19 protein-coding genes are annotated in these 20353 nt (G+C 65.8%); 16 read left to right on the top strand and 3 right to left on the bottom strand.

The genetic code is table 11. The features are described 5' to 3' along the window. Window position 1 precedes the first annotated feature (1 nt). Genes NU1_RS29670 through NU1_RS29625 form a run of 10 tightly spaced genes read left to right on the top strand, consistent with a single transcriptional unit; the run spans window position 2 to window position 11097 of the window. Window positions 2-784: an enoyl-CoA hydratase/isomerase family protein gene (locus NU1_RS29670; protein ID WP_067526698.1), complete on the top strand. Its 783-nt coding sequence runs from the start codon at window positions 2-4 to the stop codon at window positions 782-784. A 14-nt stretch (window positions 785-798) separates the two neighbouring features. After that, a complete protein-coding gene (locus NU1_RS29665; protein ID WP_067526696.1) occupies window positions 799-2436 on the top strand; it encodes a class I adenylate-forming enzyme family protein in 1638 nt (545 codons plus the stop codon). Window positions 2437-2442: 6 nt separating this feature from the next. Further along, window positions 2443-4143 (top strand): class I adenylate-forming enzyme family protein, encoded by a 1701-nt coding sequence (locus tag NU1_RS29660; protein WP_307645156.1) that lies wholly within the window; start codon window positions 2443-2445, stop codon window positions 4141-4143. Then, window positions 4140-5402, top strand: coding sequence for an aromatic ring-hydroxylating oxygenase subunit alpha (locus NU1_RS29655; protein WP_067526693.1), 1263 nt, complete (start codon window positions 4140-4142; stop codon window positions 5400-5402). Before NU1_RS29660 ends, NU1_RS29655 begins: the two co-directional genes overlap by 4 nt. Further along, a complete protein-coding gene (locus tag NU1_RS29650) occupies window positions 5402-5914 on the top strand; it encodes an aromatic-ring-hydroxylating dioxygenase subunit beta (protein ID WP_067526691.1) in 513 nt (170 codons plus the stop codon). The genes NU1_RS29655 and NU1_RS29650 overlap by 1 nt, the downstream gene beginning before the upstream one ends. A 10-nt stretch (window positions 5915-5924) precedes the next feature. After that, window positions 5925-6131, top strand: a complete 207-nt coding sequence (locus tag NU1_RS29645; protein ID WP_067526835.1) for a hypothetical protein — start codon at window positions 5925-5927, stop codon at window positions 6129-6131. 1 nt (window position 6132) lies between these two features. Then, window positions 6133-7356, top strand: coding sequence for an acetyl-CoA hydrolase/transferase family protein (locus tag NU1_RS29640; RefSeq protein WP_067526689.1), 1224 nt, complete (start codon window positions 6133-6135; stop codon window positions 7354-7356). Next, entirely contained in the window at window positions 7353-8549 is a 1197-nt protein-coding gene (locus tag NU1_RS29635) for an acetyl-CoA C-acetyltransferase (protein ID WP_067526687.1), read from the top strand. The genes NU1_RS29640 and NU1_RS29635 overlap by 4 nt, the downstream gene beginning before the upstream one ends. Then, window positions 8546-9907 carry an OB-fold domain-containing protein gene (locus NU1_RS29630; protein WP_067526685.1) on the top strand — a complete coding sequence of 454 codons (1362 nt, stop codon included), beginning with the start codon at window positions 8546-8548 and terminating at the stop codon, window positions 9905-9907. The genes NU1_RS29635 and NU1_RS29630 overlap by 4 nt, the downstream gene beginning before the upstream one ends. Beyond that, a complete protein-coding gene (locus tag NU1_RS29625; protein WP_067526683.1) occupies window positions 9904-11097 on the top strand; it encodes an acetyl-CoA acetyltransferase in 1194 nt (397 codons plus the stop codon). The genes NU1_RS29630 and NU1_RS29625 overlap by 4 nt, the downstream gene beginning before the upstream one ends. A gap of 85 nt (window positions 11098-11182) precedes the next feature. On the opposite strand, the gene NU1_RS29620 is transcribed toward NU1_RS29625, so the two are convergent. Continuing rightward, window positions 11183-12049, bottom strand: coding sequence for an HTD2 family dehydratase (locus NU1_RS29620; RefSeq protein WP_067526681.1), 867 nt, complete (start codon window positions 12047-12049; stop codon window positions 11183-11185). A 123-nt stretch (window positions 12050-12172) separates the two neighbouring features. Between NU1_RS29620 and NU1_RS29615 the strand changes: the two genes are divergently transcribed. From NU1_RS29615 to NU1_RS29600, 4 genes are read left to right on the top strand one after another with little or no spacing between them, the layout of a single operon-like run. Further along, the gene (locus NU1_RS29615; RefSeq protein WP_067526679.1) at window positions 12173-12949 is read left to right on the top strand and encodes an enoyl-CoA hydratase/isomerase family protein; all 777 of its coding nucleotides are present in this window, start codon (window positions 12173-12175) and stop codon (window positions 12947-12949) included. A gap of 8 nt (window positions 12950-12957) precedes the next feature. Then, window positions 12958-14118, top strand: a complete 1161-nt coding sequence (locus NU1_RS29610) for an acyl-CoA dehydrogenase family protein (protein WP_157553222.1) — start codon at window positions 12958-12960, stop codon at window positions 14116-14118. A gap of 22 nt (window positions 14119-14140) precedes the next feature. Beyond that, window positions 14141-15004 carry an SDR family oxidoreductase gene (locus NU1_RS29605; protein ID WP_067526677.1) on the top strand — a complete coding sequence of 288 codons (864 nt, stop codon included), beginning with the start codon at window positions 14141-14143 and terminating at the stop codon, window positions 15002-15004. Window positions 15005-15020: 16 nt separating this feature from the next. Then, entirely contained in the window at window positions 15021-16325 is a 1305-nt protein-coding gene (locus NU1_RS29600) for a phytoene desaturase family protein (RefSeq protein ID WP_067526675.1), read from the top strand. 65 nt (window positions 16326-16390) lie between these two features. Here NU1_RS29600 and NU1_RS29595 read toward each other — a convergent pair whose 3' ends face one another. Next, window positions 16391-17545, bottom strand: coding sequence for an acyl-CoA dehydrogenase family protein (locus NU1_RS29595; protein WP_067526673.1), 1155 nt, complete (start codon window positions 17543-17545; stop codon window positions 16391-16393). Window positions 17546-17631: 86 nt separating this feature from the next. Between NU1_RS29595 and NU1_RS29590 the strand changes: the two genes are divergently transcribed. Next, on the top strand, window positions 17632-18516 hold the full coding sequence (locus tag NU1_RS29590; protein WP_084521919.1) for an HpcH/HpaI aldolase/citrate lyase family protein: 885 nt from the start codon (window positions 17632-17634) through the stop codon (window positions 18514-18516). A 10-nt stretch (window positions 18517-18526) separates the two neighbouring features. Here NU1_RS29590 and NU1_RS29585 read toward each other — a convergent pair whose 3' ends face one another. Next, complete coding sequence (locus NU1_RS29585; protein WP_067526671.1) at window positions 18527-19168, bottom strand: TetR/AcrR family transcriptional regulator; 642 nt, start codon at window positions 19166-19168, stop codon at window positions 18527-18529. Window positions 19169-19307: 139 nt separating this feature from the next. On the opposite strand from NU1_RS29585, the gene NU1_RS29580 reads away from it, so the two are divergent. After that, on the top strand, window positions 19308-20282 hold the full coding sequence (locus tag NU1_RS29580; protein WP_084521918.1) for an oxygenase MpaB family protein: 975 nt from the start codon (window positions 19308-19310) through the stop codon (window positions 20280-20282). Window positions 20283-20353 lie beyond the last annotated feature (71 nt).

The following is a 20353-nucleotide window of genomic DNA, read 5'->3' as shown; positions in this document are numbered from 1 at the left end:
CATGTCCGACAACGAGAGCCCGGTGCGCACCGAGGACAGGGGCGCAATCCGCATCCTCACGCTGAACCGGCCGCACCGCCGCAATGCCATCGATCTGCCGCTGCGCTCGGCTCTCGCCGAGCGGCTGGAGGAGGCCATGGCCGATCCCGGTGTGCGGGTCATCATCCTGACCGGCGCGGGCGCGGGATTCTGTGCGGGAGGCGATATCTCGACCATGCGGCGCATGGGCGAAGCCGAAGCGCGCCCGCGCGCGCAGGCCGCTCAGCGAGTGATTCGCGCGATCTGGCAGGGCGGCAAGCCGGTGATCGCCGCGGTCGAAGGCGCGGCGTTCGGTGCCGGCACATCCCTCGCGCTGGCCTGCGACCGGGTTGTCGCCGCGGCGGACGCGGTGTTCAGCACCGCCTTCACCGGTGTCGGATTGGCCGGGGATATGGGGATATTCGCTTCGCTGCCCGCGCGAGTGGGTCCCGCCAAGGCCCGGCAGCTCATGCTGCTGCCGGCGCGGCTGTCCGGAACCGAGGCAGCCGCGCTCGGTATGGCCGATACGGTCGTGCCGTCCGGTACGGCACTGGAATCCGCGCTGGCGGACGCCGAACGCATTGTCACCGCGCCACCATTGGCGATAGCCGCCATGAAATCTCACTTCGCCCGCTGGCCCAGCGATCCCCTCGAAGTACTCGACCACGAGGTCGACGCGCAGGTGCGGCTGTTCGACACCGAAGATTTCGCCGAGGGAGTCTCGGCGTTCCACGAGAAGAGAAGTCCCGCCTTTCGCGGTAATTAGATGGAAGCGCGCCCATGACATTTGTGGCAGAACGTACCCTCACCGAGTCCTACTGGGCGTGCGACGACAGCGTGCCGCTGTCGGAACACACCGTCGGCTCCCTACTGGCTGATCGCGGCGAACACCACGGCGACACCGTCGCTCTGGTCGGAACACCGCACGGCACTACGGAACTACGCCGCCTCACCTACCGGCAGCTCTACGACGAGGCGCTGCGCGTCGCGACGGCGCTGACGGCCATCACCGAGCCGGGTGACTTCGTGGCCCTGTGGGCGCCCAATGTCGTGGAGTGGCCGATCATCGAATTCGGCGCGGCCCTCGCCGGACGGGTGCTGGTGGCCATCAACCCGGCGTTCCGGCAGCACGAACTCGCCTATGTGCTGGATCATTCCGGTGCGAAGGTGCTGATCCACGCCGACGACAACAAGGGCTATGACATGGCGGGCGTCGCTGCGGCGGCCGTCGATCAGGTGCCCGCCGTCGAGCATCGGATCAGTCTCTCCGATCGCGGCCGCTGGCAGGCGGTGAGCTGCTCGGCCGACGACGAATTCGGTCCGTACGCCAGCGATCCCGATGCTCCGGTCATGCTCCAGTACACCTCGGGTACGACCGGAAACCCGAAAGGTGTACTGCTCCGCCACCGTTCGCTGGTCAATGTCGCCAAGATGACCATGGTGGCAGCCGAGATCGCGGAAGGCTCGGTCTTCGTCAACCCACTGCCCATGTTCCACACCGCCGCCTGCGTAATCGGCACCCTCGGGCCGGTGTGGCAGGCGGGCACCGCGCTGCTCGTCGAAACCTTCGCTCCGGCGGATGTGCTGGCCTGGGCGAAGACGGAACAGGCCCAGGTGCTGTTCTTCGTGCCGCCCGTCCTGGGCGCGCTCCTGGAGGCGGTACGCGGAAAGGAAGCTACGGCACCGCGTTTCACCAGCATTGTCGGCGGCGCCGCGAACGTCCCCCAGGTACTGATCGAGGGCTCCGCGCGCGTATTCGGCGCTGCGGTACACAACCTGTTCGGACAGACGGAACTCGCACCCGTGCTCACCCTGACCCGCAAGTCCGATTCGATCGAGGACCAGCTGACCACCGTCGGCCGACCGGTCGCCCAGGTCGAAGCCAAAATCGCGGGTGCTGACGGATCCGGGGTGGCGGCACTGCGCACCGAGGGTGAGATCTGCGCCCGCGGCTACCAGCAGATGATCGAGTACTACCGCGACCCGGAGACCACCGCCGCGACCGTCGATGCCGACGGCTGGCTGCACACCGGTGACCTGGGATCGATGGACAGTCGCGGCTTCATCACACTGACCGGTCGACTCAAGGACATGATTATCAGCGGCGGTGAGAACATCGCGCCGGCCGAGGTGGAATCCCGTCTGGTCGAGCATGATTCGGTACGACAGGCCGCCGTCGTCGGTGTGCCACACGACAAATGGGGTGAGACCGTCGCCGCGGTGCTCGTGCTACGCGGAGAACAGCCGGAGGACCTGGTCGAGTCGGTGAAACACCATCTGAGCGATCGACTGGCACCGTTCAAAACGCCTCGTCGCTGGTTCGTCGCTACCGGCCTACCGACCACGCCCTCGGGAAAGGTCCAGAAGTTCAAACTCCGCGAGGCGATCCTCGACGACGCCGTCGACGAGATCGGGTGATCGGCCATGACAACGATGTCCGAACTCGACGCTCGCCGGAGCGCCTTGACCGGTCGGTTCCCGAACTGGCAGCCATCCGCGCTGGCTGACTGGCTCGTGGGCCGCGCCGCCGAGTACGGCGACCGACCACTCGTCATCACCGACGACCGGACGCTGACCTACCGCGAGACCGCCGACTGGGCGGCACGACTCGCGGATGGTCTGGTCGCGCTGGGGATCAGGCCCGGCGACCACGTCGGTGTGCTGATGGCCAACTACCCGGAGTTCGTTCCGGTGAAGTTCGCCATCGCCGCGGCGGGCGCGGTGGCCATCCCGATGAATTTCCTCTACCGGACCGAGGAATTGGCGTATGTGCTGGCCCAATCACAGGCCCGCCTGCTGATCACGATGACCGGACATGCCGGGCTCGATTACCTCGGCATGCTCGACACCATCGCGCCCGGCTGGGCGGACGGGGTGACCGAGCGACTGCCGCTGCTGCACACCGTGATCCAGATGCCGACCGATGGCAAGGTGCGCGCGGGAGTGCGCACACTCGCCGATCTCGAAACCCTGGGCACAGCGAACAATGGTGCCGCTGAGCAGATCTCGGTCGATCCGGCGAGCGTCGGCGACATCCTGTACACCTCCGGAACCACTGGTTCGCCGAAGGGCGTCCTGATCACCCACGACGCCGTCCTGCGCACCGGCTATGCCTCGGCGCTCACCCGGGCCTTCGAGGACGGTCGGCGAATCCTGTTCTCGCTGCCGTGTTATCACATGTTCGGCTATGTCGAAGGCTTGATCGCCGCGACCATGGTGGGCGGGGCGGTGATCATGCAGACCACATTCGAGCCCGAGGACTACCTGGCCGGAATCCAGCGGCACCGGGCGAACGACATCCTGTGCGTGCCGACCATGACCGTGGCGGTCCTCGAACACCCGGACCGACACGACTACGACCTGTCCTCGCTGTCGGCGGTGCTCTCCGGTGCCGCACCCGCCCCGGTGTGGTTGTGGGAGCGAGTGCGCGACGAACTGGGTGCCACCGAGATCGTCACCGGCTACGGCATGACCGAATGCGGCGGCGCGATGACACTGACCCGGCCCGAGGATTCCTTCGAACTCACCGCGGCCACCGTCGGCAGACCGAAATCCGCGGGGGTGGCCGGACTCGACGACGGTGCGCTCGTCCGGTACCGCACCGTCGATCCGATGACGGGCGAGGCACTGCCCGATGGTGCGGAGGGCGAACTGATTTCGCACGGCCCCACCAGCATGCTCGGCTTCTGGGACCAACCCGAGGAGACCGCGCGGGGTCTGCGCGACGGCTGGGTGTTCTCCGGGGATCTGGGCCGGGTCCGCCCCGACGGATACCTCGAAATCACCGGCCGCAGCAAGGAACTCTACAAGAGCGGTGGAGAACTGGTGATGCCCAAAGAGATCGAGGAACTGCTCACCGCACAGCCCGAGATCAGTCAGGCCTACGCGGTCGGCATCCCGGACGAACGCTGGGGCGAGGCAGGCTGCGCCTGCGTTGTGCGCGCGCCCGGGAGCGACATCGACGCCGATACCGTCATCGCCCTGTGCAAGGACCATCTCGCCCGATTCAAGGTCCCGAAACATGTTGTGTTCCTGACGGCTGCCGAGCTTCCGACCACGCCGACCGGCAAGGTCCAGAAGTACCGGCTCGTGGCACAACTGAAACAGCGATTGGAGCAGAAATGACGATCGCGACCGCGTCGGCCCCACGGGTCGGCTATTCGGCGCTGATCCAGCCCGAGCGAGTACACGGCTCGCTGTACACCGACCCCGCGGTATTCGCCGATGAGCTGGAGCGGATCTGGTACGGCGGCTGGGTCTTCGTGGGGCACACCAGCGAAGTGCCACAACCGAACGACTACGTGCGCAAGAATATCGGCCCGCAGGACATCATCATGACCCGCGACCGCGCGGGTGAGGTGCACCTGCTGGTGAACCGGTGCGCGCATCGCGGCAATCTGGTGTGCGACGCCCCGAGCGGCAATTCGAGCTCGTTCCGGTGCCCCTATCATGGCTGGACCTACCGCAATTCCGGTGAGCTGCTGGGGGCCCCGTTCAACAAGGGATACGGCGGCAAGGGCGCACTCGACCTGAAACTCGGTGCGGTGCCGAAGGTCGAGTCCTATCACGGCTTCGTCTTCGGCAGTTTCAACGCCGACGTTCCGCCGCTCGCCGAACACCTCGGTGCGGCGGCGGGAGAACTCGACCGCCTGGCCCGGCTCTCGCCCGTCGGTAAGGTCTCCCTGGACGCGGGCTGGCTCAAACACCATACGCACGCCAACTGGAAACTACTCGCCGAGAACGAAACCGACGGCTACCACCCGCAATTCGTGCACGGCTCGATCTTCTCGGTGACCGGCTCCACCATCGGGTCGCTCTACAGTGACAATTCCACCGCCGTCACCCGCGCGCTCGGCAATGGGCACAGCGAGAACGATCTGCGCCCGGAGTTCCGCAAGTTCGCCGAGCCGATGCGCTGGTTCGGCACCACCGAATCCCGGGTCCCGGACTACGTCGCCGCCATGCGTGAAAAGCATGGCGCCGCAGCCGAAGAGATCCTCATCGAGGGTGCGCCACACGTGATGATCTTCCCGAACCTGTTCGTCGCCGAGATCCAGGTGTTCAATATCCAGCCGATCTCCGAGCGTGAGTGCGTGCAGTTCTCCACCGCGGTGCAGCTCGACGGCGCACCGGAATTGAACAGGCGAATGCTGTCGCAATCGATCGGCTCGGTGGGTCCGGCGGGCATGCTGCTCGCCGACGACACCGAAATGTATGAACGCAATCAGCGCGGCGTCGAGCAACTGCTGCCGGAATGGCTCGATATTCGACGCGGCGTGAATCGTGAATACGACGACGAGAACGGCTTCCGTGTCGGCGGCGCAACCGACGAAACCGCCATGCGGGCCTTCTGGCAGCACTACAAGACCCTGATGGAGAACTGATGACGACCATGGGATCGGAGACGGTCATGGAATCGGTTGCGCTACTCGATATTCGCGAGGTCGAACAGTTCCTGTTCCGTGAGGCCCGCTTCGCCGACGAACACGACTACGACGCGTGGGAAGCGTTGTGGACCGACGACGCGCTGTACTGGGTTCCGACCGGCGACTCGCTGACAGACCCCGAGCACAAGGTATCGGTGCTATACGACAACCGCCGTCGCATCGCCACCCGTGTGGCACAGCTGCGCACCGGCAAACGCTACGCGCAGTCGCCGCCCTCGAATCTTCGCCGCACCGTTTCGAATATCGAACTGCTCGGCGCCGAAGACGGTGACACTCTCGTCGGAGCCAATTTCATACTCCTGGAGTCGAAACCGCGCGGGTTGGTGACCTGGGCGGGCCGCTACCACTACCGGCTGCGCCGGGTGGACGGCCAGATCAGGCTCGCGGCCAAAACCGTACTGCTGGTGAACAACGCCGAGGCCATCCCGACCCTCGGATTCCTGATCTGAGGTGGTCACCGTGGAAGAGGTCATCAGCAGTGAATTCGCCTTCGTCCGAGTCGATGTCGATAACGAGGGCAATGGACCCCGGCTGCGCCTGACGGATCTGAAGACGGGCCGCGTCCGCTTTCTGGATGCCCTGGAGTTGGAGACGCTGGTGTGGCTGCCGGACCGACACCTGCAACAGCTGCTCGATCCGTCGGCGCACCGCTGGCGTGAGGACTGATATGGCGGTGGACATCGACCTTCGCGAGTTCATCCACCCCGGGGACTTCGTGGTGTGGGGTCAGGCGTGCGCGGAACCGGCGCCACTCGTCGAGAGGCTACTGGCGCAGCGAGCCGAGCTGGGCCACGTCACCTGCTTCCTCGGAATTCCGGTGGCCGACACCGTGAAACCAGAGCACGCCGACCACATCCGGTTCATCGGCTACTGCGGGTCCGGTAGCAATCGCGCGCTGGTCGCTGCCGGTGTTCTCGAGGTGTACCCGGGCCACTACTCGACGCTGCCAGCGTACGTTTCGCGCGCGGACGTGGTGCTGGTGCAGTGCGCACCACCGGATGCGCAGGGCCGCTACCGCATTGCGCTGGCTGATGACTATCTCACCAGCGCCGTGGATTCCGCGCGCACGGTCATTGCCGAGGTCAATGATCAAGCACCGGCGACACCGGGCGCGCGGTATCTCACCGCGGACCGCATCGACCTCATGGTGCACACATCTCGCCCAGTGGCACAGAATTTTTCGTCTCCGGACGCATCGGAGCTGCCCGCGATCGGTGGGCACATCGCCGCGCTCGTACCCGATGGCGCGACCCTGCAGTTCGGTATCGGATCGGTGCCGGAGGCCGTGCTGGGGGCGCTCGGTGACCACAACGATCTCGGAATTCACTCCGGCATACTCACCGACGCCGCCGTCGAGTTGATCGACAAGGGTGTGGTGACCAACCGACGCAAGAGCACCGATCCTGGTGTGTCGGTGGCCGCGGTGCTGATCGGTACACGACGGCTGTTCGATCATGTGCACGGCAATCCGGCCGTATCGCTGCGGCCGATCACCTACACCCACGACCCGGAACGACTCGCCGCACACCATGCGTTCGTCGCCATCAACTCCGCGATAGAGGTCGACCTCACCGGTCAGGTCAACGCGGAGGTCGCGGGTGGCCGCTATGTGGGCGCGGTCGGCGGGGGCGCGGAGTTTCTGCGCGGCGCGGCGCGGTCGGCAGGCGGAGTCCCGATCATCGCCCTGCCAGCGACCGCCGGGCCCCGCAGTCGCATAGTCGATCGGCTTTCCGGGCCGGTGAGCACCGCACGCAGTGACGTGGGCGTCGTGGTCACCGAATTCGGCGTTGCCGACCTGCGCGGGCTGACACTGCCCGAGCGGCGGCGGGCCATGGTGGCTATCGCGCACCCCGACCATCGAGAACTATTACAGGACCGGGAGATCCGATGAAGAGAGCAGCGATCGTCAGCCCATTGCGGACCCCGGTCGGGACATTCGGCGGCACCCTGCGGCCGGTCCCCGCGGAGCAACTGGCGGCGCTCGTCATTCGGGCGGTGGTGGAACGCTCCGGCATCGATCCGGCGCGTATCGACGACGTCGCGTTCGCACAGTCCTACACCAATTCCGAGGCCCCGTGTATCGGCCGATGGGCAGCGCTCGCCGCCGGTCTGCCCATCGAAGTACCCGGCTTTCAGATCGACCGCCGGTGCGGTGGCGGGCTGCAAGCCGTCGTGACCGCCGCGATGATGGTGCAGACCGGCGCCGCCGATGTGGTGCTCGCGGGTGGTGTCGAAAGCATGAGCAATATCGAGTACTACACCCAGGACATGCGCTGGGGAGCCCGCGCGGGCAATACCACCTTCTATGACCGGCTCGACCGCGGCCGTGAACGATCCCAGCCGGAGGACCGGTTCGGGAAGATCAGCGGCATGATCGAGACCGCCGAGAATCTGGCGGGGCGGTACGGCATCAGCCGGGCGGCGGCCGACGAGTTCGCGGTCCGTAGCCACCAGCGTGCCACGGCCGCATGGGATTCCGGGAAGTTCACCGAAGAGGTGGTGCCGGTGTCCGTACCGCAGCGCAAGGGCGCGCCGATCGAATTCGGCAGAGATGAGGGTGTGCGCGCCGATTCGACGGTCGAGATTCTTGCCCGCCTACGCACGATCATGCCGAACGGCACCGTCACCGCGGGCAATTCCAGCCAGCAGAACGACGCCGCTGCGGCCTGCCTGGTGGTCGCGGAGGACAAACTTGCCGAACTCGGCCTGGAGCCGCTCGGGTATCTGCTCGGCTGGGCCGCGTCAGGGTGTGAACCGTCCGAAATGGGGATCGGTCCGGTCCCCGCGGTCGAACGGCTCTTCCAACGCACCGGACATTCCTTCGACGACATCGACCTGGTCGAGCTGAACGAGGCCTTCGCGGTACAGGTCCTGGCCGTCATGAAGGGCTGGGGTTTCGACGATATCGACCGGCTGAATGTGAACGGCTCCGGTATCTCGCTGGGCCACCCCATCGCTGCGACCGGCGTCCGCATCCTCACCACCATGCTGCACGAATTGCGCAGGCGCGGTGGGCGTTACGCGCTCGAATCGATGTGCATCGGCGGCGGCCAGGGCATGGCGGCGCTGTTCGAGGCGCCGTGACGGGCTACGGAATCGCCGCCTACGGCACGTATCTGCCCGCGCATCGAGTGCAGCTCGCCGATATCGGTACCACGCTGGGCGCCAATGCGGGCAAAGGATCTCGTGTCGTCGCGTCTTTCGACGAGGACAGCACCACCATGGGAGTGGCCGCCGCCGCAGTAGCGATGGCTTCCGGCACCGTTGATTCGCTGTACTTCGCGACGACCACACCCGCATATGCGGACAAGACCAATGCGACGGCAATCCACGCGGCACTGAGCCTTCCGGAAGCGGTATTCGCCGTCGACATGGTCGGCTCGGCCCGCGGCGGTGTGGCAGCCCTGCGCGCCGCCGCGGCCGGTGGTGGGCTGGCGGTGCTGGCCGATGTGCGCGTGGGCCGTCCCGGATCGGCGGACGAACGCGGCGGCGGGGACGGTGCCGCCGCATTCCTGTTCGGCCCCGACCCGATCGCGGAGGTGATCGCCGAATCCTCGGTCACCGCCGAGTTTCTCGACCGCTGGCGCGAGCCGCACGCGGTGAGCGGAACGCAGTGGGAGGAGCGCTTCGGCGTCGAGCGGTACCAGCCGCTCATCGACCGCGCCGTGGACGCGGTGTTGACGGAAGCCGGAATAGGCGAGCCCGACCACGTCGTAGTGGTGTCGCCCAACGTAACCGCGGCCAAACGCGCGGCCCATGGGTTGACCGGAAAGCTGAGTACCCGGAATGCTCCGATCGGTCACGTGGGTGCCGCCGATATCGGCCTCGCCTTGGCCGCGGTCCTGGATATCGCCGAACCCGGTGAGACGGTGCTGTTGGTGTCGGCGGCCGACGGCTGCGATGCGCTCATCCTGCGCGCTACCGAGCGAATTACTCGAGGCAGACAACCGATTCCGGTATCCACGCAGCTCTCGTCCGGACGGCCGGTGTCCTACGCGACCTACCTCGGCTGGCGCGGCATCCTCGACCGCGAACCGCCCCGGCGGCCCGAACCCGACCGCGTCGCCGCACCACCGTCGGCCCGCGCGGTCCGCTGGAAGTACGCCCTCACCGGAAGTCGCTGCACCACCTGCCGATTGGTGCACCTGCCACCCGCCCGCATCTGTAAGCGGTGCGGCGCGATCGACGCCATGGCCGACGTTTCGATGGCCCATCGACCAGCCACCGTCACCACCTTCACGGTGGACCGCCTGGCATTCTCGCTCGCACCCCCGGTCGTGGAGGCCGTCGTCGACTTCGACGAGGACGGTCGCTACACCCTGGAAGTGGCCGATGGCGTCGCGGACCGACTGAGCGTCGGTGCCCGAGTGGAGACCACGTTCCGTCGTTTGCACAGCGCCGGGGGAGTGCACAACTACTTCTGGAAAGCGCGACTGATATGAGCAGCAATGGAATCCGCGACAAGGTCGCCATTGTCGGCATGGGCTGCACCCGCTTCGGCGAACGCTGGGACAGCTCCGCCGACGATCTGCTCGTCGACGCCATGGCCGACTGCTTCGACGACAGCCCTCGGCTGGACCGCGACGATATCGACGCCTACTGGCTCGGCACCCTCGGCACCGGCCAGAGCGGCCTGACCGTCAGCAAGCCGCTCGGCCTCACCAATATTCCGGTGTCCCGTGTCGAAAACTACTGCGCCAGTGGAGCGGAAGCGTTCCGCAACGCATGTTACGCGGTCGCCTCCGGCGCCTACGACCGGGTGGTTGCCATCGGAGTCGAAAAGCTGAAGGACTCCGGCTTCTCCGGCCTGCTGCGTGGCGACCCGCCCAGCGACGGCACCGCGTCGGAACTGTCGTTCACCGCACCCGCGGCCTTCTCGCTGCTCGACCCGGCCTACTGCGCGAAATACGGCGTCGACCCGGCGGCAATGCGTGACGCGATGACCCATGTCGCGTGGAAGAACCATTACAACGGAGCCCGAAACCCGAAGGCCCAGTTCCGCTCCGAAATCCCCAAGGACAAGATTGCCCGCGCCCCGCTCGTGGCCGGTCGTCTGGGGGTCTTCGACTGCTCCGGGGTCTCCGACGGTGCCGCCTGCGCGGTGCTCGTCCGCGCCGAAGATGCCCTGAACTACACCGACACGCCGCTGTACGTCAAGGGCCTATCTCTCACCGCCGGTGCGGGACTCGGCGCGGTAGACCCCGACTACGACTTCACGACCTTCCCCGAAGTTGTCGCGGCGGCGAAAGACGCCTACGCCCAGGCCGGTATCACCGACCCCCGCCGCGACATCTCCTTCGCCGAAGTCCACGACTGCTTCACCCCCACCGAGCTCGTCCTGATGGAAGACCTGGGTTTCGCAGACCCCGGTCATGCCTGGAAAAACAGCCTCGCAGGCGATTTCGACCTAGCAGGCCGCCTACCGGTCAACCCCGACGGCGGCCTCAAATCCTTCGGCCACCCGGTCGGCGCCAGCGGCCTGCGCATGCTCTACGAGTGCTGGCTGCAATTCCGCGGCGCGGCCGGAGCCCGCCAGTTATCCGGGCCGCGCACGGCGCTCACCCATAATCTGGGTGGCCGCCCCGGGGCCTGCGTCTCCTTCGTTGCCATCCTCGGTCGCGAACTCGGCTGACCTGGTCGGCTGGACAGACGTTCCGCTTGTCATCCCGGCATGCGCCGGAATGACGAGGAGAACCTTCGGTCAGGCGCTTGAGTAGTCAGGCCGGATCTTCGGCGAATCGTATGTCGGCAACGGCATTGCGAGTGTCGGCCGCCGCGGTGGCGGTCAGCGTGGCGGTGGCAGGCCCTGTCATATCGCCGGACAGCAGCACACGGTTGCCGAGAAACACCGGATGTTGCAGCCGGTAGACGATCGATTCGACCTGTCGCCCCCGCTGGTGCGCGCGTGCGAGTTCGAGCAGGAGCAGGACCAGCAGGGGCCCGTGGACCACGAGCGCGGGAAAGCCCTCCGTCTCACGGGTGTACGGCTCGTCGTAATGGATACGATGGGCATTGGCGGTGAGAGCGCTGAAGCGGAACAGCAGGCTGGTGGACAGCTGGGGTTCCGATTGCCATGCCGCGGTGGATGGTCGCGGTTCCGGGCGGACCATGGGGAATTCACGGTGTGTGCCCGCGCCGCTGCGATAGACGAGGTCTTGCTCCTCGGTCAGGCGCAGCGTGCCTGCTTGCCGATATTCGGTGCGGACCGTAATGAGGGCCAGCTCACCGGTTTTCCCTTGCTTCACAGCGATGTCGGACACCCGCGAGGTTCGATCGGCTGGTTGCCCGATATCGAGTGGGCGGGTGATCTCGACGCGGCCACCCGCGAACATCCGCCGCCGGTCCGGAATCGGCGGCAGGAAGCCGTGATTCGCGGGATGTCCGTCCTCGCCGATGTCGTGTTGCGCTGGCCAGTCCAGGAAGTGGAACCAGTGCCACAGCAGGGGGAGCGGGGACCCCGCGGCGGGTGCCGTGGGCTGGTTCAGCAGTGCGGCGAAGCGCGCGGGCTCGCGGGTGGACATCTCGTCATGCTCGATGACGGGCTCCGGGTGCCAATCCGTCAGGTAACGCTCCAGTCCGCTCATCGGGTCTCCCGATCCTCTCGTCGGCATCGCGTGCGGTCACGGCCGCCGATCCCATCTTGGCTCGACACCTTGACCCGTGTACTTAATTTAATTTACATTAGATTCGAGCTGGAGGTAGTGAGGGTGATCGCCTACGACGTCGAGGACGGGATCGGGTTCGTTCGACTGGACCGTCCGCAAGCCCGCAATGCCATGAACAAGGACATGGGTGCGGCGCTGTTGGAGGTCGCGACGACCATCGCCGACGATGACAGCCTGCGAGCGGTGCTGATCACCGGGAACGGGCCGGTATTCAGCGTCGGCGGGGATATCGGCGCGTTCGCCGACGGGGTGGCGGACCTGCCGGACACTCTCACCCGGATGGCGCTGCTCATGCACGATGCCATCCGGATCCTGGTCCGCATCGACGCGCCGATCGTCACCGCGGTGCACGGAGCCTGTGCGGGTGGCGCATTGGGTCTGCTGTATCCCGCCGATATCACCCTGGCTGCCGCCGGGACGAAATTCGCCACCGGTTTCGGTCGTATCGGGATTACCGCCGACTCCGGAAACACTTGGTATCTCCCGAAATTCATCGGTATCCGCCGGGCGGCCGAGATGCTGTTCGAGGACCGTGTCATCGACGCGGACACCGCCGCCGACTGGGGTCTGATCAATCGCGTCGTGCCCGCCGAGCACCTGCGGACCGAGGCGGAGGCGGTGGTGCGCAAGCTCGCCGCCGGGGCCACCCGCAGCTACGGCGAAATGCGTCGGCTGCTGCACAACTCCTGGACCACCACCGTCGACCAGGCGCTGTCGGAAGAGACCGCGGCATTGCGACGTATCGCCCGCACCGCCGACGCCCCGGCGGCCATCGACAGCTTCCTCGGCAAGCAGTCGCCGACCTTCACCGGAAAGTGAGAATTCTCTTGTCCGCCTTCATCGTCGACACCGATGAGCACAAAATGCTGCGCGAGAGTGCAGGCAAGATCGCCGGAAAGTACGGCCAGCACTACTTCCTGGAGCGTTCGCGCGCGGGGGAGAAGGTCGACGAGCTCTGGGCCGATCTCGGCCAGGCCGGGCTGCTGGGCGTGCACCTGCCCGAAGAATACGGCGGCGGCGGCGCGGGCATGACCGAACTGCTCATCGTCATAGAAGAGCTTGCGGCCAAGGGGATTCCGCTGCTGCTGACCGTCATCTCACCCGCCATCTGCGGTTCGATCCTGGCGGCGCATGGTTCGGAACAGCTGAAGGCGTCCTGGCTGCCCGGCATCGCGGATGGCAGCAAGAAGATGGCGTTCGGACTCACCGAGCCGGATGCGGGATCCAACAGCCACAATGTGAGCACCACCGCTCGCCGCGATGGTGACGGGTGGGTGATCTCCGGTGGCAAATACTTCATTTCGGCCATCGATGAAGCCGACGCGGTCCTGATCATCGCGCGTGACCAGGACTTCGTGGGCACCTCGCGCTCCCCGCTGTCGATGTTCGTGGTCCCGACCGATTCGCCGGGTCTGACATTGCAACCACTGCCTACCGCGGTGGTGTCGCCGGACGGTCAGTTCACGGTGTTCCTGGATGAAGTCCGGGTCGGGGCGGAGGCACTGATCGGTATGGCGGGCAACGGATTACGGCAGGTGTTCGCCGGACTGAATCCGGAACGCATTCTGGCCGCCGGCATCAGTAACGGCATCGGCCGCTTCGCCATCGCCAAGGCGGTCGACTACGCCCGGGACCGGAAGGTGTGGTCTACGCCAATCGGTGCGCACCAAGGCGTTTCGCATCCCCTGGCCGAATCGCACATTGCGGTCGAACTGGCCCGGTTGGCCACCTACCGCGCCGCTGAACTCTTCGATGCGGGCGAACCCGCCGCGGAAGCGGCGAATATCGCCAAGTTCGCCGCCGCCGACGCCTCGCTGAAAGCACTCGACCAATCCATCCAAACCCACGGCGGCAACGGCCTTTCCAACGAATACGGCCTCGCCGAACTCTGGTTCAACGCGCGCATGCTCAAGACCGCGCCGGTCAGCCGGGAAATGGTGCTCAACTTCGTCGCGCAGACCAGCTTGAAGCTGCCCGCGTCCTACTGATTCAACAAGGGAGAAAACAACAATGCCCGGAGTAACCGATCGTGTCATCGTCGTTACGGGAGCCGGTGGCGGCCTCGGCCGCGAGTACGCGCTGCTACTGGCGTCCGAGGGCGCGCTGGTGGTGGTGAACGACCTCGGCGGCGCTCGCGACGGCTCGGGTGCGGGCCACTCGATGGCCGACGCCGTGGTCGAGGAGATCCGTGCCGCGGGTGGGACCGCCGTCGCGAACTACGACAGCGTCGCGACCGAGGAGGGGGCGGCCGCGCTGATCAAAACGGCGGTAGACGAACTCGGCACGGTGCACGGTGTGGTCAATAACGCGGGCATCCTGCGTGACGGCTCGTTCGCCAAGATGACCGCCGACAACTGGGAATCGGTACAGCGCGTGCATCTGTGGGGCGGCTACTTCGTCACGCGCGCCGCGTGGCCGTACTTCCGCGAACAGAACCACGGCCGCGTCGTCGTGGCCACCTCGACCAGCGGTATCTTCGGCAACTTCGGCCAGGCCAACTACGGCGCCGCCAAACTCGGCCTGGTCGGAATGATCAATACCCTCGCGATCGAGGGCCGCAAGCACAATATCCTCGCCAATGCCGTTGCCCCGCTGGCCGCCACCCGCATGACAGCGGACCTCGCGCCGCAGGAGATGCTCGACAAGCTGCCACCCGCCCACGTGGCCGGGGTCGTCGGCTATTTGATGAGCGACGAATGCACCGATACCGCAACAGTTCTCGTGGCAGGTGGCGGCGGCGTGCACCGCGTCGCGCAATTCCAGAACAAGGGAGCGGTTTTCGCGACGCCGCCGAGCATCGACGAGGTCGCCGCACAGTGGGACCGGATCACCGATATGTCGACCGCAGAGCTCGGCACCAACCCGCTCGGCTGAACTCGAAGGAGCTGGCATGACCGAAAACAACTGGGACGCACTGGTCATCGGCGCGGGCGCGGGCGGGTTGTTCACCGCCGCGCGGCTATCGCATCTGGGCTACAAGACCTTGGTCGTCGAGCGCCTCGACAAGGTCGGCGGGCGTGCCTCGACCGATGAGATCGACGGCTTCAAGGTCAATAACGGTGCCATTGTCATCGAACTCGACGGCATTACCGAGGAAACCTTCGACGAGGTCGGCGCGAAATTCGATATCCGCCGCCCGGAACCGCCGCTCCTGTATCGCCTCAGCGGTAAGGACGTCGATGTCACCGGCGGTGGCTGGGGCTTCCTGCTGTCGAAGCTCACCCGTCAAGGCGCGAAGCTGGTGCAGGGTCTGGGTGCGGCGCGCAATGACAGCGGCCTGCCCGAGAATGAGATGTCCACCGCCGAGTGGGTTTCCAAATACACCAAGAACGAGTCGGTGCACGGCATCTTCCGCAATATGTGCGGATCCGTATTCGCCGTGGGGTCCGAGGAACTCCCGGCTCGGGTGTTCCTCACCTATTTCACCCGCAAGAGCGCGTTCAAGAAGTTCGGTTTCAGCCCGGACGGCACCATCGGCGTGTGGAAGGCGCTCGCCGAGGTCGTCGAGAAGAACGGTGGCGAAGTCTGGCTCGATAGCGAGGTGACCTCGTTGACCGTCGTGGACGGCGCGATCACCGGTGCGGTGATCGCGCGCGGCGGCGAAACCGTTGAGATCACAAGTCGTTTCACGGTCAGCGATATCGGGCCGTTCGCCACTGTTGACATTGTGGGCCGGGACAACCTACCCGCCGACTATGTCGCGCAGGTGGATCGGGCCAATCGGCCCTGCGCCATGATCTCGGTGAACTTCGCCGCGCAGCGGAAACTGGTGAATGCGCCGGGCATGCTCAGCTTCGCCCAGACCCGCCGACTCTGCTACGTCGCCAACTTCAGCGAACTGTGCCCGGAGATGTCGCCGGAGGGCTGGTATCTCTACCAGGGCACCTCCGTCCCGAAGCCCGCTATCGGCGACTTCGACGAGGAATCGGAAACCCAACTGCTCCTGCAAGATCTGCGCGACGAGATCGACGGCTTCGACGAGGCGCGCATCCTGTCGATCAATGTCACGCGCGACGGCTGGCCGCCACAGCGCGCGGTGGCCGGTTTCGACCTGCCGCACGACACCCCCCTCGGCAACCTGTGGAATGTCGGTGACGCGGTCAAGGAATACGCCAACGGTGGCACCACCGCGTGCGCCGAAACCGCCAAGATCGTCGTGGACAAGATCCGTGACCTGTATCCGGTGCGGGCATAGCGCCTTTCGAACGTGCGAATGGCGGCCCACGTGGAGACGTGAGCCGCCATTCGCGCCCTGCGCGTCTACCTGCCCAACCCGTTACGGCTGACCAGCTGACCCGCGATGACATTGCGCTGGATCTCGTTGGTGCCCTCGCCGACGATCATCAGCGGGGCGTCGCGGAAGTAGCGCTCGACGTCGTACTCGGTCGAATATCCGTAGCCCCCATGGATCCGCACCGCATTGAGCGCGATCTCCATGGCCACCTCGGACGCGTACAGCTTGGCCATACCCGCCTCCATATCGCAGCGTTCGCCCGATTCGAAGCGTTCGGCCGCGTACAGCACCAGCTGGCGGGCGGCGGTCAGTTTGGTTGCCATATCGGCGAGATAGTTGCCGATCGACTGGTGCTGCCAGATCGGCTTGCCGAAGCTTTCGCGCTCCTGGGCGTAGCGCAGGGAGTCGTCGAAGGCCGCCTGCGCGACGCCGAGCGCGCGGGAGGCGACTTGGATGCGACCGGTCTCCAAGCCCTTCATCATCTGCGCGAAGCCCTTACCTTCGACGCCGCCGAGCACGGCCGACGCGGGAGCGCGGTAGCCGTCGAAGGACAGTTCGCAGCTCTCGACGCCCTTATAGCCGAGTTTGGGCAGATCGCGCGAAACAGTCAGTCCTGGACCGTGTTCCACCAACAGAATGCTGATGCCCCGATGCCGCGGCTCGGCTTTCGGGTCGGTCTTGCACAGCAGGGCGATGAGCTGCGAGTAGCGGGCATTGCTGATCCAGGTCTTGGCCCCGGAGATGACGTACTCATCGCCGTTGCGCGACGCGACAGTGGTCATTGCCTGTAGGTCGGAACCGCCACCGGGTTCGGTCAGTGCCATGGTGGCGCGGATCTCGCCGGTCGCCATGCGCGGCAGATAGTGCTGCTTCTGTTCCTCGGTGCCGTAGGTGAGGATCAATTTCGAGACGACCGTATGTCCACCCATCGCGCCCGCCAGGCTCATCCAGCCGCGGGCCAGTTCCTCGGTGACGCCGACATAGCAGGGCATCGAGACCGGTGCCTCCCCATAGGGTTCCGGTATCGCCAGCCCGTAGATGCCGAGCCGCTTCATCTGCTCGATGAGCGCCTCCGGGTAGGTATTGGATTTCTCCAGATCGTGTGCGACCGGCCGGACTTCGCGGTCGACGAAATCGCGGACAGTCTGGACAACGATCTTTTCATCCGGTGACAGGGTCATCGATTCTCCATAGGGCCAGCGTGTGATTCTAGTTTAATATAGATTAAAAACTGTGAGAAGTCCGCACGGTGCTCGGAGGGCTGTTGATGTACTCGGACGCAATCCCGCGCTGCTGGTTATCCGTACCGGCATCGCGCCCGGCCCTACTCGCGAAGGCGGTCTCGACCGAGGTCGACGGCATCATCGTCGACCTGGAAGACGCGGTGGCTCCGACCGAGAAGGCGGCGGCGCGCGCCGGTCTGGCCACGACGCTCGCGGAGTCCGGCCTGAAGGCGGATACAACACGACTGACCGTGCGCATCAACGCACCACGCTCGCGCTGGTGTCACCTCGATGTCGGCGCGTGCGTCAGCGCGGCCACACCTATGGACATCATGGTTCCGAAGGTCGAGAGCGCCGGCGATATCGCATTCATCGACCGCCTGTTGGACGGCATCGAGCTGGAGTCGGGGCGGGTGGAACCGATCGGTGTGCAGGCGTTGATCGAAAGCGCGACCGGATTGGCCAACATTCGCGAAATCGCAACAGCGTCACCGCGATTGCGCGCGCTGGTGATCGGGTACGCCGATCTCGGCGCGTCGCTGGGTCGCAGTGCGCGCATCTCCCACGACCGCTGGCTGTACGCGCAGGAGACCGTGCTGGTGGCCGCGCGCACGGCCGGGTTGGCGGCCATCGACGGTCCGTACCTGGGCGTCGAGGTCGACACGGAATTCCGGGCCCGCGTCGAGCGGGCGGCCGAGCTCGGCTTCGACGGAAAATGGGTGATTCATCCGCGCCAGGTCGCAAGCGCGACCGCCGCTTTCACCCCCGCTCCGGAAGCGGTGGCGAGCGCTCGAGCGGTGCTGAAAGCCTTGCGTGACAGTCACGAGCGCGGTCTCGGCGCGGTCACTGTGGACGGCGCGATGATCGACGAGGCGGTTGCGGTGTCAGCCCGTCGAACCCTGGCCCGAGCTCGCGACGCGACGGTGTGAGCGATCGCGATCACGGTGGCGAAGCGGGCCCGACGGTGAACAGCGTGGCGAGCGGGGCGATGACGCGGGTCGCGTAGCCGCGGACGGCAGTGTCGTCGCCGAGGTCGACGCAGCTGTCGCGATTGGTGACGAACGACATCGCCAGGCGCACTGCGGTTTCCGCTACTTCTTGCGGGGTTTCCCAGTCGCCCGACCATTGTGCTTCGGACTGGATTCGGTCGACGAGGAAGGCACGTGCCACCGCGATCAGCGAGCCGCCCTGGATTGTCAGATAGGGGATCAGGTCGGAGTCGGTGCGGAGCAGCTTACCGAGGATCGGGCTGCTGTCGGCGAATCGGACGGTGAACACGAAGCCCTCTACCGCGATATCCGACGGCTCGTGTAGTTCTGCGGTGGCCTCGTCGAACTCGTAGAGATAACGCTGTAGTTCCCGCATGACGGCCGCTTCGATGAGGTCGTTCTTGGTGCGGAAGTAGCGGTAGACCCCGGATCGGGCGAGCTTTGCCGCGCGGGCCACATCCTCCATCGAGGTACCCCGGATACCCGTGCTGCCGAACACGGTGAGCGCGGCGTCGAGGATGCGGTCCGCGGTGGCATCGACCGCAGCGGGCGGCGCGCTGTTCGCTCGGGGTGCATCGACCTGGACAGCCATGAGATGAGGATAGCGCTTCCGAGCGGGCGAGTCGTGCCGAAGTAGGACAAAGGTTCCGTAATTGTCCTATGGGACGTACTCTTGAGTTCTGTCCTATCACGCAGGGGTCGATTCCTGCACTCAACGGTGAGGTAGTGCGATGACCGCGGACTCGATGCTGAGCGGCAATCCCGACCGGATTGTCAGTGATCCGATCACCGGAGCGGGGCTCTCGCCCGCACGGCGAGAAGCCTTCGACAGGTTCCGCTGGTACAACGCCAGTGTGCTGAAGGGGCTGTTCGGCGCGGCACTGTTCGACCAGACGGTGTTGCCGGCTGTGAGCGCGGGTGTGGAATCCACCGGTCGCATCCGATACACCCCGTTCGAGCGGGCCTTTCGCACCGCGGCGGCCGATCAGCTCGCGTTCTGGAGCGAGGATCCCGAGCGGAGTGCGGAGTTCGAGCGGCTCAAGCACCTGCATCGTGACGTGAAGGGTGTGGGCTACAACGGTGTTCGATACAGCGCGCTGCAACCGGAGTCGTGGAACTGGATTCTGTACAGCACCTTCTTCATGATGCGCAACGCGTACACGCCGATCACCGGCGAGAAGTTGAGCGCGGCCGACGATCAGTTCTTCTGGGAGTTCTTCACCGATGCCCTGTCGGGGCTGGAATTGTCTGGGCGAGCGAAACTTCCGGCCACCTACCGCGAAGCCAGCGCCTACTACGAGGAGATGGTGCGCAGCACGCTCCGTCCGACCAAGACGCTCGATAATGCGGTCGAGAGTGTGCTGAAGCCGCCGACGCCGAATTTCATTCCGGTGCTCGCGCACCCGGTGTGGTGGATCGCGGGGCCGATCATCGGCCATATCGTGTTCGTCTGCTCGTTCGGGATCATGCATCCCGGTGTCCGCGCATTGGCGCCAGTGGCATGGACACGGTTGCACGGCGTGGAATTCCGGGTCATGGGTGCGCTGCTGCCGCTGGTATATCGGTACCTGCCGAGGCGGCTGCAGTATTCGCCGCTGGCCTACAACCGCTGGCGATACGAGCAATTGGTGATGAAGTACCAGGACATGGGCTTGGAATCGTTCGCTCCGTCGGCGGAGGCCGGTGGTTGCCCGTTCTCCGCTTGATCGCGTGTCACTGCGCGACACGCGGGGCCCACCGCAGGGGTCGACGGGCATCGGCCGCTGCGGCGGCCTTC

It is taken from the genome of Nocardia uniformis NBRC 13702 (genome assembly GCF_001613345.1).
In the GTDB taxonomy this organism is placed as follows: domain Bacteria; phylum Actinomycetota; class Actinomycetes; order Mycobacteriales; family Mycobacteriaceae; genus Nocardia; species Nocardia uniformis.
This window is presented reverse-complemented; position numbering and strand designations above follow the sequence as displayed.

Bases quoted from the DNA above. Each gene is read 5' to 3' on its own strand.
- NU1_RS29585 (WP_067526671.1), bottom strand. From the start codon at position 19,168: ATGGCTGTCCAGGTCGATGCACCCCGAGCGAACAGCGCGCCGCCCGCT.
- NU1_RS29670 (WP_067526698.1), top strand. From the start codon at position 2: ATGTCCGACAACGAGAGCCCGGTGCGCACCGAGGACAGGGGCGCAATC.
- NU1_RS29665 (WP_067526696.1), top strand. From the start codon at position 799: ATGACATTTGTGGCAGAACGTACCCTCACCGAGTCCTACTGGGCGTGC.
- NU1_RS29580 (WP_084521918.1), top strand. From the start codon at position 19,308: ATGACCGCGGACTCGATGCTGAGCGGCAATCCCGACCGGATTGTCAGT.
- NU1_RS29595 (WP_067526673.1), bottom strand. From the start codon at position 17,545: ATGACCCTGTCACCGGATGAAAAGATCGTTGTCCAGACTGTCCGCGAT.
- NU1_RS29625 (WP_067526683.1), top strand. From the start codon at position 9,904: ATGAGCAGCAATGGAATCCGCGACAAGGTCGCCATTGTCGGCATGGGC.
- NU1_RS29590 (WP_084521919.1), top strand. From the start codon at position 17,632: ATGTACTCGGACGCAATCCCGCGCTGCTGGTTATCCGTACCGGCATCG.
- NU1_RS29640 (WP_067526689.1), top strand. From the start codon at position 6,133: ATGGCGGTGGACATCGACCTTCGCGAGTTCATCCACCCCGGGGACTTC.
- NU1_RS29650 (WP_067526691.1), top strand. From the start codon at position 5,402: ATGACGACCATGGGATCGGAGACGGTCATGGAATCGGTTGCGCTACTC.
- NU1_RS29605 (WP_067526677.1), top strand. From the start codon at position 14,141: ATGCCCGGAGTAACCGATCGTGTCATCGTCGTTACGGGAGCCGGTGGC.
- NU1_RS29655 (WP_067526693.1), top strand. From the start codon at position 4,140: ATGACGATCGCGACCGCGTCGGCCCCACGGGTCGGCTATTCGGCGCTG.
- NU1_RS29600 (WP_067526675.1), top strand. From the start codon at position 15,021: ATGACCGAAAACAACTGGGACGCACTGGTCATCGGCGCGGGCGCGGGC.
- NU1_RS29635 (WP_067526687.1), top strand. From the start codon at position 7,353: ATGAAGAGAGCAGCGATCGTCAGCCCATTGCGGACCCCGGTCGGGACA.
- NU1_RS29660 (WP_307645156.1), top strand. From the start codon at position 2,443: ATGACAACGATGTCCGAACTCGACGCTCGCCGGAGCGCCTTGACCGGT.
- NU1_RS29620 (WP_067526681.1), bottom strand. From the start codon at position 12,049: ATGAGCGGACTGGAGCGTTACCTGACGGATTGGCACCCGGAGCCCGTC.